The organism is Flavobacterium sp. RNTU_13 (genome assembly GCF_046614455.1).
GTDB lineage: Bacteria > Bacteroidota > Bacteroidia > Flavobacteriales > Flavobacteriaceae > Flavobacterium.
Genome location: NZ_JBKJHB010000003.1, coordinates 113,471 through 126,813 on the forward strand (window position 1 = coordinate 113,471; position 13,343 = coordinate 126,813).

The following is a 13,343-nucleotide window of genomic DNA, read 5'->3' on the forward strand; positions in this document are numbered from 1 at the left end:
TAGTTAAAAACGGATGGTTTTAAGCGCTTTCTTTTTGCGGATGTAGTCCTGGATAATCTTTTTTACATCCCGGTTGTTCTCCATGGGGATGAGTATATTTTTTAGGATGTCTATTTTATTTACCTGGTAATTCAGGTTAAAAAATGCATACCCCTTGTAAACGCCATTTTCTATAAGCACTGCGCTACGCTCGTCTATAGCGCGGCCGCGATCTATAATGATTATGCTTTGGTTTAAAAAGCTGTTTGCCTTTATAAAGTCTTCTACACGAGCATTGTATTCCTGCGGGGTTTCCTTGTGTATGCAGGCGCCATTGCATCCGCCCATTTCATAAGGGAAACATGCCTGCTTAACTGACGGATCCATGCCGTTTATTTTTTGGCACAGTTTATACTTATCGGTTATCCTGAACAGCGCACTCTTAGCTTCCAGCGCTCCTGTAAAAGATATAATTTCTTTTTTACGGCCGTCTGTCTTCAGTATTTTAAGGGCTAAATAGCCATCTTTATCTTTTTCAGTATACAAAGAGAATGGATATACCGTTTTCTTCTGGGCACGGTTAAGGATAGGTTTATTTACCTTAATTTCCTGACATTCCTTTAGCAGGGCAATAAGTTCGCTGCCGGTTTCCTCGTAAGTAACCGTAAAAGCGTCGCGCTGTATGCGTTTTGATTTTTTAGTACTACCGGTAAAGTGCTGGTTAACCCGTTTACGAATGTTGCGGCTTTTGCCTATGTATATAAGCGTGCCGTCTTCTTTGTAAATGTAGTACAAACCGGTTATTGCCGGAAGACCTTCTATAATATCCAGCAGGCGCGGGGAAATCCCTTTTTGCCCTTCTGTTTTAATCAGGCCTTTTACAATCTCCTTTTCAGTATCTTTTTGCAACAATAGCTTAAAAAGCTGCACAGTGGCAAGAGCGTCGCCGGTAGCACGGTGGCGGTCGCTCATGGGTATACCCAGCGAACGTACCAGTTTACCAAGGCTGTGCGATGGTTGTTCAGGCAAAAGCTTTTGGCTGAGCTCTACTGTGCAAAGGGTTTGCTTTTCAAAATTATACCCCAGGTTTTTAAATTCGGTGCGCAGTACACGGTAATCAAACTGAGCATTATGCGCTACCAATATACAACCTTCGGTAATTTCTATAATACGCTTTGCTACCTCATAAAACTTAGGAGCACTACGCAGCATGGCATTGTTAATGCCGGTGAGTTTTACCACAAAAGGCTGTATGGGTTTTTCCGGATTTACAAGGCTTATAAACTGGTCGGTTACCTCATGGCCATCAAATCGGTATATGGCAATTTCAGTAATACCTTCTTCGTTAAACTGGCCTCCTGTAGTTTCTATGTCGAGTATTGCGTACAAAAAATTAGTGTCAGGTTTTAAGTTTAAAGTTTACCGGATGGGAAGAGCCGCTATATGCAAATATACAAAAATTATCTGCTGCCAAATATACTACTGCCAATACGTACCATAGTACTGCCACAATCTACAGCTATTTTATAATCGCCACTCATTCCCATAGATAGGGTTTCAGGTTTAAAGTTTGTAGTTTGAGGTTGCTCACTCAGATGGTTAAAAATTGTTTTCAGATGTGTGAATTCTTTTTTTATCTGGGCTTCATCTTCGGTAAAAGTAGCCATACCCATAATGCCTTTAATGCAAATGTTTTGCATTTGCTTAAACTCATCTGAAGTCAATAGTATGTTTAGTTCTTCTTCACTTAATCCAAACTTGGTTTCTTCTTCCGCTATATGTATTTGTAGCAGGCAGTTAATAGTTTTACGATAACGCGCAGCTTGTCGGTTTATCTCGGTAAGCAGCTTAAGGCTGTCTACGCCATGTATAAGTGAAACGTATGGAGCCATATACTTAACCTTATTGGTTTGTACGTGGCCTATCATGTGCCATTGTATATCTTTGGGAAGCTGCTCCCATTTTTCGGTCATTTCCTGTATTTTATTTTCCCCAAAAATACGCTGGCCTGCATCGTAGGCTTCTTTTAAATCAGCTACAGGCTTGGTTTTACTTACCGCTACAAGGGTTACATGGTCAGGCAATGTAGCTTTTATGCTGCTTAGGTTATCTGCTATAGACATTTTATCAGTTTACAGTTAATGATTCAAAGTATAGGCAAAGGTACGATACATACAAATAACCACATAACCGAATTACCGCATAACCTAAAGTTCATACACCAACAATCCGCTTCTAAGCTTTGGCTCTATGTAGGTGCTTTTAGGTGGCATAATCTGATTATTATCGGCAAGGGCTTTAATTTCCTCTATTGACGCCGGGAACAATGTAAAGCCTACAGTGTACAGGCCTTCGTCTACAACTTCTTTAATTGAGGTAATAGATTTTGTGCCGGGCAGATAGCTTATACGGTCGTCATTTCTAAGGTCTTCTATACCAAGCAACGGTTGAAGTACTTTGGTGTAAAGGATCTGTGCGTCAAGTGCTTCGTGAACGTCGACAAAATGAGTTTCTTTTAAGGTGAGCGAATAAAACTCGCCTTGCAGATACATGCCAAACTCAAATTTTTTTGATGGCTTCCAGAGCTCAAGATGGCGGTTTTCGATAACGAAATCTTTCTCCAGCAGGCTTAAAAAACCTGCGGCAGTGTGCCCGTGAAGGTCGTGTACCAGCCTGTTAAACTCATATATTTTAAGGTCTTTCTCTGCAATCAGGAAACTCATAAAATAATCCAGGCTCTCAGCCCCTGTAGCCTTATATTCTGTATGCAACAACTCTGCCGAAGCACTGCGGTGGTGGCCATCGGCTATGTATAGGCTGGGCATGTTGGCAAACTGCGCCTGTAGCCAGGCAATCTCCGCGGTGTCTTTTATGCGCCACAATGTATGCTTATCCCGGTTAAGCGATGAAAACAGGTATAGCGGACGTTTTTGCTTGCGCTGTGTTATCCACTGTTCCAGGTCTTCATTTTCGGGGTAGGTTATGAGCACGGGTTCTGTATTAAAACCAGTAAGGTGCATATAATCCTTAAAGTAAGAAACCCGGTAGGGCAGGGTGTCTTCGTGTTTCTTAATTATGTTTTTTTGATAGTCTGCTATAGATGTACCTGCTATAATACCGGTATACACATTGTTTTTACTCTGTATTTCGTACAGGTAAAAAACGGGTACGTTTTCCTGTTTTAATACCTCATCATGCTTAAACTCTACATACTTGTTATGTACCGAACGAAAGCGTACCGTTTCGGAAAACTTTTGCTGGTTTACGTAAGCCGGGTTTAGAACATGCAGAAACGAAAACGGATTATAATCCAGCTGCGAAGCCAGTTCGGCAGGGCTGTATTCATCGTAAGACCGGCAGGTAACCAGGCTTACTTTATCGCGCGCTGGGCGCACTGCTTTAAAGGGTACTATTGTGGCCAAGGGATAATTTCAGATTTTTGATTGTAGATTTCAGATTCTGACTAAGACAAATAGTCCCGGATAAACCGGGACATATTGTTATTTTTTATACGCTACTTTTTCAGCTTTTTTGCTTTCGCTGTAATCATAGAAGCCCTCTCCTGATTTTACACCCAGCTTACCGGCGCGTACCATATTTACAAGCAGCGGACACGGTGCATATTTCGGGTTTTTAAAGCCATCGTACATTACGTTTAGAATACTAAGGCATACATCAAGTCCTATAAAATCGGCCAGTTGAAGCGGACCCATAGGGTGCGCCATACCCAGTTTCATTACCATGTCTATTTCATAAACGCCGGCTACACCGTTGTACAGTGTTTCTATAGCCTCGTTTATCATGGGCATAAGGATGCGGTTTGCCACAAAACCGGGGTAGTCGTTAACCTCTACAGGTACTTTGCCCAGTTTTTCAGACATCTCCATAATGGTTTTTGTAACCGCATCAGACGTGTTATAACCACGAATGATTTCTACAAGCTTCATAATAGGCACCGGGTTCATAAAGTGCATACCTATAACTTTATCCTGCCTTGCAGGTGCGGTAACCGCGGCAATCTGGGTTATAGATATAGACGATGTATTTGTAGCCAGTATGGTATCTGCACTACAATATTTATCCAGGTCCCTGAATATTTTTAATTTAAGGTCTACGTTCTCTGTAGCAGCTTCTACCACAAGGTCTGTATTTACCACACCGTCTTCAATATCGGTGTAGGTAATAATGTTGCCTATGGTTTTGTGTTTGTCTTCTTCGGTAATACTACCTTTAGCCACCATACGGTCAAGGTTAGCGGCTATGGTATTAATACCTTTTTCAAGTGCTTTTTCAGAAACGTCTATCAGCTTTACGCTAAATCCGCTTTGCGCAAATACGTGAGCAATACCGTTGCCCATAGTACCGGCGCCTATTACAGCAATATTTTTCATCGGTTAATCCCCGTTCCCACAAAGGGTATGGCCTGCCGGGGGTACAGGTGTTTGGGTTATAGTAAAATTGTTTGTTTATTTTTTAAAACACTCAATGATTTGGTACGCTACCCTAAGTGCTTCTGTACCGTCTTCAAGCGTTACAGTGGGGGTAGTTCCGTTGTTTATGGCGTCGGCAAAGGTTTCAAGCTCATCCAGTATGGCGTTGTTTGCTTCAATTTCAGGGTTTTCAAAATAAATCTGTTTTTTTAACCCTTCAGCATTTTGCAGTATAATATCAAAGTCGCCCGGTGTTTCAGGGGCATCTTTCATTTTTACCACCTCGCAGCTCTTGTCTAAAAAGTCTACCGATATATAGGCGTCCCTCTGAAAGAAACGGCTCTTACGCATATTTTTTAGCGAAATACGGCTTGCTGTAAGGTTTGCCACACAACCGTTTTCAAACTCAATACGCGCGTTAGCTATGTCTGGGGTTTCACTAATTACAGATACGCCACTGGCACTAATAGCCTTTACCGGCGATTTTACCACGCTTAGTATTACGTCTATGTCGTGTATCATAAGATCCAGCACCACAGGTACATCTGTGCCGCGTGGGTTAAACTCGGCCAGCCTGTGCGTTTCTATAAACATAGGGTTTTCTATTTTGCTTTTGGTAGCAATAAACGCCGGGTTAAAACGCTCAACGTGCCCCACCTGGCCTTTAATATTGTGCTGTTTTGCCAGCAAAATAATTTCGTCGGCTTCGGCTATGGTATTTGCTATGGGCTTTTCTATAAAAATATGTTTGCCTGCGCTAATGGCTTCTTTGGCACAATCAAAGTGAGATAGCGTAGGGGTTACAATGTCCACTACGTCTACAGCAGCAATAAGTTCTTGTATGGTGTCAAATTTTTTATAGCCAAATTCTTTTGAAACTTTCTCGGCGTTTTCGCCATTCGGGTCGAAGAAACCCACAAGTTCATATTTTTCAGACTGGTTTAACAAGCGCAGGTGTATTTTACCCAAATGGCCTGCGCCTAAAACGCCAACTTTTAGCATAGGTTTTATTATTTTAAACAAAAGTAAGATTATTTAATGCGAAAATCCAAATAAAAGCGTTGCTAATGATAGCCAATTATCTGTTTTCTTTGATAGAAATTCTGTTAACACTCTATTTGGAAAGTATTAACTTTCTTTACTAATTTTACCCAAAAACAACGGAGGAAAAAATTGAAAGATACCGCGAAACACCAAGGATTACGTAACCAACTTGCAAGTGTACTGGAACAGAAAGGGATTACCGATAAAAGAGTACTGGATGCTATAAAAAAAGTGCCCCGCCATTTGTTCTTAAATTCAAGTTTTGAAGACTACGCCTACCAGGATAAAGCGTTTCCTATAGGTGCAGGGCAAACTATTTCCCAGCCTTATACGGTAGCGTACCAAAGCCAGTTGCTGCAGGTAGAAAAAGACCACAAGGTACTGGAAATAGGTACGGGTTCCGGCTATCAGACTGCGGTGCTGTTTGCTATGGGAGCCAAAGTATATAGTATAGAACGCCAAAGCGAACTTTTTAAATCCACCTCCATATTATTACCAAAGCTAGGTATACGCCCCAAGCACCTTACCTTTGGCGACGGCTACAAGGGCTTGCCGAACTTTGCCCCGTTTGACAGCATTATTGTTACTGCCGGTGCTCCTATGATACCTAAGCCCCTTATGGCACAACTAAAAATAGGGGGAAGGCTGGTTATACCCGTAGGCGGCGAAAATGAAACCCAAATAATGAATTTACTGGTGCGTATAGATGAAACCCGCTTTGAGAAGCACGAACTGGGCGAGTTTAGGTTTGTACCTTTACTCGAGGATAAAAACTAGTTGTAACGTTACGTATAAGTGTCGCATAAAACACGTATCGGTATGTTATTGAAGCATTATTTTAAAGTAAAAACATATAGTAAAAAAGGAGGTGTTATCAAACACCTCCTTTTTTATGACTCTAAAAACTAGTACATCTTTTTAAGCCTGTCTATGTCGCGCTTTGTGTCGCGCTCTTTCATGCTTTCGCGTTTATCATAATTCTTTTTACCACGGCAAAGGCCTATTTCCAGTTTGGCAATACCTTTTTCGTTTGTAAACATTTTAAGAGGAATAATAGCAAGCCCTTTTGCCTGTACGTCTTTCTCCAAACTTTTCAGTTCTCGTCGGTTTAAGAGCAACTTACGCTCACTTTTGGCTTTATGGCCAAAGTTCCTGCTAAAGGCATACTCCTCTATATTACTGTTTACAACAAACAGCTCGCCATTCTGAAACTCGCAAAAACTCTCTGCGATAGAGGCCTTACCCAATCGTATAGATTTTATTTCGCTGCCTGCCAGTACAATACCCGCAGTATACCTGTCCAGGATTTCGTAATCAAAGCGGGCACGCTTGTTTAATATGTTTACTGTTTTTTGCATAATAAGGTTACAAAGGTACTAACATTAGTTTAAAGCTACAATATTGTAACTTAAAACCTAACCCGTACAACATTGCGTTAACATTTACTACTGGGTAATAGTAATGGTTTTTACTATAGGGGCGGCAGAATTTGCGGTTGTAAACCTCAAGGTATAGGTACCCGAAGCTGCAGCGGTAAACGTATACTGCTTACTTAATGATGTTACTTTATTATCGCAGTTGCAGCCTTCGTACTTTACTATAGCCGAAATATCTTTAGGGAAACCTGTTGTAGATTCATAAAAACGGTCTAATTCGCCGCAGCTGCTTGCAGCCTGAATTAATACAGTAAAGGTAAGAGGTGTGTTTACCTGGCCGGTATCTGGTCCGGTTACACTCGTTATCGGTGCAGCAGCGGCAGAGTAGCAGTAGGGCTCGTTGTTTGAAAGGCTACACCCTGTAATAAATGCTACAACAAATAAGGCAGTAATGGCTATAAATTTCTTCATCATTGTTTTTGTTTTTTGGTAAGATACATGGTTAGTTAAAACGTTGCTTTAAAGGCATATCTTTTTAGCAAATTTCCACCTCAAAACCTGTAGAATACTTTGTACCCGGGTCTAATGTAATTACTCCTGGTTTATCGTAAAAGCTTTTTGTGGGACTATTACTATCGCTGTAGCCTTGCCATGGTTCTATGCATATAAATGGGGCTCCCGGTTTTGTCCATATGCCCAGGTGCGGAAACTTAGGAAACGTTACTTTTAAATAATCGGTGTCATTTTTTGTTATGGTTATGCCGCGGCTTTTAAGGTTGGTAAAAATCAGTGCGTCATTAGCAAAAAGGCCATGTTGTAGTGGTAGTGTCTTATTGTGTACCGGCAGTTCTGTTGTAATATCAGATAGCAGGTCGTTTACCAGCTGCACGCTTACAATGGGTTCATCCTGTTCAAACACCAGGCTATAGTCCTCAAAATTACCGGGTAGTGCAAAAGCAGGATGCGCGCCTATACAAAACGGCATGGTTTCACTTCCATTATTGGAAATTACATATTCCAGCGTAAGGCCTTTTTCGGTTACGGTGTAAATCAATTCCAATTCAAAATCAAACGGATATACTTGTTTTGTTTTATCTGACGATGTTAACGAAAAAACTACCTTGTTTTCTTCCTGGTGTTTTACAGTAAACTCGTTGTCGCGTGCAAAACCGTGTCGCGGCAGATTGTATTCTACTTCGTTTACATTGTATTTGTTGTCTTTTAAAGTACCCACAATAGGGAATAAAACGGGAGAGTGCTTACCCCAAAATTCAGGATTGCCTTCCCACATATATTCTGTTTCAGATTGTTTTAGTGAAAAGAGCTCGGCACCTTGAGGATTAATGCTTGCGGTTATGTTAGCGTAAGATATTTTTACAGACATAGGTGTTTTAGTTTTAATAGGCTAATGTATCAAAACTCTTACGGATTAACAATACTATGCTGTTTATTAAATTGTGAGGGATGGCTTCAGGTATAAATGTTCCGCATAGCACATAGAACAAGCCGAAGGAATCAAATAGTTACTGTAAGAAAATATCTTAAAAAAATGATAATTGTCCGTATGCTGCACTTAATAGTTTCTTACCTTTAGTAACCTTAATCACAACACACATACTATGAGTAAACAATCAGTTTTTAAAGAAGAAAGCCAGTTTCCTGAAGAATATAAAATACCCGAAATACACCAGCGCTTGTATCTGCTAAACGGCGAATGTGTAGCATGGGATGGCCCGGTAGACACGGTGTATTCGCCAATATGCATACCGGGGCCAAACGGCCTGGAGCGTAAAGTGGTAGGCAGCATACCGAAAACCACTCCAAAAGAAGCCATGGAGGCACTTGATGCGGCAGTAGCAGCGTACAATAACGGTTTGGGTGAATGGCCTAATATGAGTGTGGAAGGCCGTATTAAGTGTATGCAGAAATTTGTATACCTAATGATACAACAACGCGACCTAGTTATTAAACTTCTTATGTGGGAAATCGGTAAAACACTTGCCGATGCTACTAAAGAGTTTGACCGAACGGTAGATTATATTAATGATACTATTGATGCCCTTAAGGATCTGGACAGGGAGTCTTCGCGTTTTCAGCAGGCAGAGGGCACTATGGCACAAATACGACGCGCGCCGCTTGGTGTAGTTTTAAGTATGGGACCATTCAACTATCCGCTCAACGAAATTTTTACTACCCTTATACCGGCACTTATTATGGGTAATACTATACTGTTTAAATTGCCTAAACACGGTGTTTTAGCCCACTATCCGCTGCTTAACGCCTTTAAAGAAGCTTTCCCGAAAGGTACGGTAAACACGCTGTACGGTAAAGGAGCCGAAATAATATCGCCTATTATGGAAAGCGGTAAGGTAAACGTACTTGCGTTCATAGGTTCCAGCAAAGTGGCAAACGGACTTAAAAAACAGCACCCAAAGGTAAACAGGCTCAGGGCCATACTTAGCCTTGACGCTAAAAATGCCGCCATTGTTACAAAGCATGCCGACCTTGATGTGGCGGTAAGTGAATGTATACTGGGGGCGTTATCTTTTAATGGCCAACGCTGTACTGCACTAAAATTAATCTTTGTACAGAAAGACGTGGCTGACGCGTTTGTAAAAAAACTTAGTGAAGCCGTATCGGCACTAAAACCGGGGTTGCCTTGGGAATCGGGAGTAAAGATTACCCCGCTGCCTGAAGCCGATAAGCCACAATATCTAAAAGACTGTATAGCCGATGCCGTAGAAAAAGGTGCAAAAGTGGTAAATGAAGATGGAGGCTACACAGAAGCTTCGTTTGTATTCCCTGCTGTAGTGTACCCGGTAAACAGTGATATGCGTTTGTATCATGAAGAACAGTTTGGCCCGGTAATACCGGTGGTACCGTTTGAAAGTATCGACGAGCCAATTGATTACCAGGTAAACGCTTCGCATGGTATGCAGGTAAGCATATTTAGTAATAACGCCGAAGAGGTTTCAAGCCTTATAGATCCGTTTGTAAACCTGGTAAGCCGTGTAAATATAAACTGCCAGGCGCAGCGCGGCCCAGATGTGTTTCCGTTTACCGGTCGTAAAGACAGTGCAGAAGGTACACTTTCTGTGTTTGATGCGCTGAGGTCGTTCTCTATAAGATCGCTGGTAGCTGCTAAAATAACAGATGACAACAAGGAATTGTTCAACACCATTGTACGCGACCATAAATCTAATTTTTTAAGCACAGACTACATATTTTAATGTAAAATATCTTAAAATTTTAAAGGGCTGCTAATATGCAGCCTTTTTTTGTGCCGAATTTGGATACAAATGTAATTTATGGTAGATAACTTATGTTAGTGCGTCTACACTTTTTTACCGTTCGTCGCAACAAATCTACCATTGGTCTAAAGTAAAGCAATGGGCTATAAATGTGTTGTACATTTGTACCGAAGCTAATAAGTCTTGAAGGGATACAAGCTTATTAGTGGAATGAAAAGTAAAATTTTCATAAATTGGTTTTGATTGGTTTTGTTAATTTCCTGTAAACACCCGTTTACAGGAAATTTTTTTATGCCCACACCTGAGCATAAATATGGCACAGATATTGTTTTAAGGTAAGTATAACGTAAATCCAATCGTGTATGAAAAAAAGTATCTTTAGTATTATAGCTGTTTTTGTATGCTTTATGGCAACAGCGCAGCACAGGGGTAGCGTAGAGGCAAGCCTTTCGGGCGGATATAACTGGTCTTCTATTTATAGCGATACGCAAGGCACCTTTGACAGTCACGGGGCATATAACCTTAGTGCAGGTCTTGATTTTTATCTTAGCCGCGACTGGAGTATAAGAATAAGGGCTATTAACGACCGTAAAGGTTTTAACAATGTAGTGTTTACAGATAATAACGGATTTGATTTTAAGTCTGACGTGGCACTTAATTATGTAACCGTACCAGTACAGGCCAGCTGGCATTTTGGGCGTACAAAAAACTGGTATTTTAATTTCGGAGGCTACGCAGGATTTCTTAATTCTGCCAAAGAAACCCGTTTTAACACTAATCTCAAACCTGATTTTAATGACACAGACGCGGGTTTAGCATTAGGGCTTGGGGTAAAAATTCCGGTAGGAGATAAGCTGCGCCTGTTCTTTGAATACGATTATCAGTATGGTTTAACAGAACTGTACAAAGTACGATATGATAATGAGCACACAAATGTGTCGCGCAGTGCGGTAAACGTAGGATTAAACTTCCTGCTACAGTAATTTTTAATGTATTTTATTTAAATAAAAATAGGGGCTATATCTTTTTGACATAGCCCCTTGCTCATTTACAAGGTTGGGTTTGTTTCTGAGCCGCTATTGGTGTTTGGTTTGTTAAGTTCCATCATTTCCATCAGTTTAAGGCCCAGCAGTCCGCTAATTGGCCCATCGCTGCTACCGCTACCGCCTATAAGCACATCAGGTATAATTTTGATGTTACCTTTGGCAATTTCTTCGGTAATTTTAAATCGGGTAAAGTTATCTCCACCCATGGCTGAGACTTGCAGTTCATAAGATTCGGCGGTTGATTTACCGATTGCCATAATTTTTTCTGCCTCAGCCAAACCGGTTTTAGAAATACGTTCTGCCTCGGCACTGGCATTTAGTTTTGTAGCTTCTGCCTGTGCACCGGCGCGGGCTTTGGTAGCTTCTGCCTCGGCATTGGCACGCATTTTTGTCGCTTCAGCTTCGGCATTTACACTAAGTTTAAGACTGGTAGCATCACCCTCGGCTTTTTTAACCGTAGCATCGGCAGTGCGCTGAGCAATCTCTACACTCTGAGAGGCTCTTACAATTTCTTTCTGCATATCGGCTATTGCCGTTTCTTTCTCTACACCCTGACGTTGTTCCTGTGCCATTTTCTGCGTTTGGTAAGTTTTCTGTTCTTCCTCAGCTATCTTACGGTCAGTAAGGGTTTTCATAAGCGATTCAGGAGGCACAATGTCACCTATAAGTGTATCTACGGCATTAACGTTATACTCATCAAGCACCGCACGGATGTGGTTTTTAGCCGACTCCTGGCGCTCTTTACGGGTGCTTAGGAAGGAAATCACATCGCTGTCCTGGGCTGAGTTACGGAAATAGTTACCTATGGTAGGCTCTAATACCTGAGATACAAGGTTGTTCATGCTACCAAAACGCCTGATAACTTTAGGGGCTTCATTTGCCGGAACGTGAATTATCTGCGCCACGTCCAGGTTAAAAGGGAAACCGTCTTTACTACGCACGGTTATGGTGCTTAGGTTTTTATCCAGGTTATGTGATTCGCTGCGCGCATTAGCCCAGTTTAGTACCAGGTTTGTCGTAGGTACAGGTTCCAGCTTAGTTGTATATTTATTAATAGCGTATTTACCGGGGCCTAGTGGTTCCATCCATACACCTCGTTGGCCTTTAGCTACAATGTTACCGTGTTTAAAGCTTTCTCCTGTCATGTCTTCTCCTTCTTCCCCTATGTATGAAATTACTACTCCTACAGATCCTATAGGTACTTCGGTCATAGGTATTTGTTCTACCTGTACGCCCCAGGTGTTTAAGTAATAAGAACCTGCCAGTATAACCTGAGGCTGTAAACCCCTGTTACCCCCGTTTTCAAGAAACTGGTCAAAATCCTGGAAGTTATTATGACCTTCGGCAAACTTACCTGCGATTTGCCCTATGGGGATTGGTTCGCCATCAAGGGCGGTAACAATACCCACCATGTTTTCAAAGACCTTGGTCTGTTCGGCTATAACTACATCAAACAAATAGGTATTTATCCTATACGAACCTGTAGTAATAAAAGCCGTTTGCCTACCCTTTTGCCCGCCATTCTCCAAAAAAGCAACCGCATCCTGAAAGTTATCGCTTTCTACTTTGCGTGCCAGGATTCTACCTGTTGGTATTTCCTTACCGTCTTTACTCAGTATCAGGCCTATTTTTCCTTCGGGGATTATAGTAAACGGTGTCATGTCTATGCTGTACTGCCATATCCATTTCATCCAGTACAAGCCGGGTGCTAGCGTTTGCGCCTGAAAGCCCGCTTCGCCACGTGTGGCTATTATACGCCCGTCGGGTAGGGAAGTATGCTCGCCAAAGAGCACAAATTTTTTGGTAACAAGTCCTATCCTGTCTTCAGGCACTATTACCATACCAAAGAACACACGGAGTACAAATTTGTACCCCACTACACATAAAATTACCAGCATTATCCACCAGTAATTACTTAAAGCTGTTGCCATTTTTATAAAGATTTATATGACAAATGTAGAGGGAAGGAATATCCCCGGATATGAAAATCGTAATTTTAACTAAAGGTGTTTTTAGGGCTAACAGGGTGCCTGAAATCAGCCTTTTTAAGGCCTGAAATTGACACGTGGTAAAATAATTTTGCAGAATGTCAGACATAGTTGGTTTTGCCAAAAACACCCGTATTTATGGCATTTTTAACATTTGTTGTTCCTAAAACGTTTTCGCTGCGCTGGTATTTTTTGTAGGAACACTAAATATTTTGTAAGAAAAACGTCA

General features: G+C 41.4%; 12 protein-coding genes. 3 read left to right on the forward strand and 9 right to left on the reverse strand.

The genetic code is table 11. The annotated features are described in order from the left end of the window. Positions 1-3: 3 nt before the first annotated feature. The 5 genes from ACLI08_RS08755 to ACLI08_RS08775 form a co-directional block, all read right to left on the reverse strand. Positions 4-1,368, reverse strand: coding sequence for an exonuclease domain-containing protein (locus ACLI08_RS08755; protein WP_411428103.1), 1,365 nt, complete (start codon positions 1,366-1,368; stop codon positions 4-6). Between the two features lie 71 nt (positions 1,369-1,439). Continuing rightward, positions 1,440-2,102, reverse strand: a complete 663-nt coding sequence (locus tag ACLI08_RS08760; protein WP_411428104.1) for a YggS family pyridoxal phosphate-dependent enzyme — start codon at positions 2,100-2,102, stop codon at positions 1,440-1,442. 84 nt (positions 2,103-2,186) lie between these two features. Continuing rightward, positions 2,187-3,401, reverse strand: coding sequence for a DUF1015 domain-containing protein (locus ACLI08_RS08765; RefSeq protein WP_411428105.1), 1,215 nt, complete (start codon positions 3,399-3,401; stop codon positions 2,187-2,189). Positions 3,402-3,479: 78 nt separating this feature from the next. Continuing rightward, a complete protein-coding gene (locus tag ACLI08_RS08770) occupies positions 3,480-4,370 on the reverse strand; it encodes a 3-hydroxyacyl-CoA dehydrogenase family protein (protein WP_411428106.1) in 891 nt (296 codons plus the stop codon). A 75-nt stretch (positions 4,371-4,445) separates the two neighbouring features. Then, a complete protein-coding gene (locus ACLI08_RS08775; RefSeq protein ID WP_411428107.1) occupies positions 4,446-5,411 on the reverse strand; it encodes a Gfo/Idh/MocA family protein in 966 nt (321 codons plus the stop codon). 171 nt (positions 5,412-5,582) lie between these two features. Here ACLI08_RS08775 and ACLI08_RS08780 point away from each other — a divergent pair, with 171 nt between their 5' ends. Then, the gene (locus ACLI08_RS08780; RefSeq protein WP_411428108.1) at positions 5,583-6,230 is read left to right on the forward strand and encodes a protein-L-isoaspartate(D-aspartate) O-methyltransferase; all 648 of its coding nucleotides are present in this window, start codon (positions 5,583-5,585) and stop codon (positions 6,228-6,230) included. A 128-nt stretch (positions 6,231-6,358) separates the two neighbouring features. Here the strand turns inward: ACLI08_RS08780 and smpB are convergent, their stop codons facing one another. The 3 genes from smpB to ACLI08_RS08795 form a co-directional block, all read right to left on the reverse strand. Then, positions 6,359-6,811, reverse strand: a complete 453-nt coding sequence (gene smpB / locus ACLI08_RS08785; RefSeq protein WP_411428109.1) for an SsrA-binding protein SmpB — start codon at positions 6,809-6,811, stop codon at positions 6,359-6,361. Positions 6,812-6,898: 87 nt separating this feature from the next. Further along, complete coding sequence (locus ACLI08_RS08790; RefSeq protein ID WP_411428110.1) at positions 6,899-7,303, reverse strand: hypothetical protein; 405 nt, start codon at positions 7,301-7,303, stop codon at positions 6,899-6,901. Between the two features lie 61 nt (positions 7,304-7,364). Beyond that, complete coding sequence (locus tag ACLI08_RS08795) at positions 7,365-8,213, reverse strand: aldose 1-epimerase family protein (protein WP_411428111.1); 849 nt, start codon at positions 8,211-8,213, stop codon at positions 7,365-7,367. Positions 8,214-8,448: 235 nt separating this feature from the next. Between ACLI08_RS08795 and ACLI08_RS08800 the strand changes: the two genes are divergently transcribed. Together ACLI08_RS08800 and ACLI08_RS08805 are read left to right on the forward strand one after the other, a co-directional pair. Continuing rightward, entirely contained in the window at positions 8,449-10,059 is a 1,611-nt protein-coding gene (locus ACLI08_RS08800) for an NADP-dependent glyceraldehyde-3-phosphate dehydrogenase (RefSeq protein WP_411428112.1), read from the forward strand. A gap of 383 nt (positions 10,060-10,442) precedes the next feature. After that, positions 10,443-11,063, forward strand: coding sequence for a porin family protein (locus tag ACLI08_RS08805; RefSeq protein WP_411428113.1), 621 nt, complete (start codon positions 10,443-10,445; stop codon positions 11,061-11,063). A 65-nt stretch (positions 11,064-11,128) separates the two neighbouring features. Here the strand turns inward: ACLI08_RS08805 and ACLI08_RS08810 are convergent, their stop codons facing one another. After that, positions 11,129-13,057 (reverse strand): SPFH domain-containing protein, encoded by a 1,929-nt coding sequence (locus tag ACLI08_RS08810; protein WP_411428114.1) that lies wholly within the window; start codon positions 13,055-13,057, stop codon positions 11,129-11,131. Between the last annotated feature and the right edge of the window lie 286 nt (positions 13,058-13,343).

What these genes read in the sequence shown, in the direction of transcription:
- ACLI08_RS08760 (WP_411428104.1), bottom strand. Translation starts at nt 2,102, where the DNA reads ATGTCTATAGCAGATAACCTAAGCAGCATAAAAGCTACATTGCCTGAC.
- ACLI08_RS08770 (WP_411428106.1), bottom strand. Translation starts at nt 4,370, where the DNA reads ATGAAAAATATTGCTGTAATAGGCGCCGGTACTATGGGCAACGGTATT.
- ACLI08_RS08775 (WP_411428107.1), bottom strand. Translation starts at nt 5,411, where the DNA reads ATGCTAAAAGTTGGCGTTTTAGGCGCAGGCCATTTGGGTAAAATACAC.
- smpB (WP_411428109.1), bottom strand. Translation starts at nt 6,811, where the DNA reads ATGCAAAAAACAGTAAACATATTAAACAAGCGTGCCCGCTTTGATTAC.
- ACLI08_RS08790 (WP_411428110.1), bottom strand. Translation starts at nt 7,303, where the DNA reads ATGATGAAGAAATTTATAGCCATTACTGCCTTATTTGTTGTAGCATTT.
- ACLI08_RS08795 (WP_411428111.1), bottom strand. Translation starts at nt 8,213, where the DNA reads ATGTCTGTAAAAATATCTTACGCTAACATAACCGCAAGCATTAATCCT.
- ACLI08_RS08800 (WP_411428112.1), top strand. Translation starts at nt 8,449, where the DNA reads ATGAGTAAACAATCAGTTTTTAAAGAAGAAAGCCAGTTTCCTGAAGAA.
- ACLI08_RS08805 (WP_411428113.1), top strand. Translation starts at nt 10,443, where the DNA reads ATGAAAAAAAGTATCTTTAGTATTATAGCTGTTTTTGTATGCTTTATG.
- ACLI08_RS08810 (WP_411428114.1), bottom strand. Translation starts at nt 13,057, where the DNA reads ATGGCAACAGCTTTAAGTAATTACTGGTGGATAATGCTGGTAATTTTA.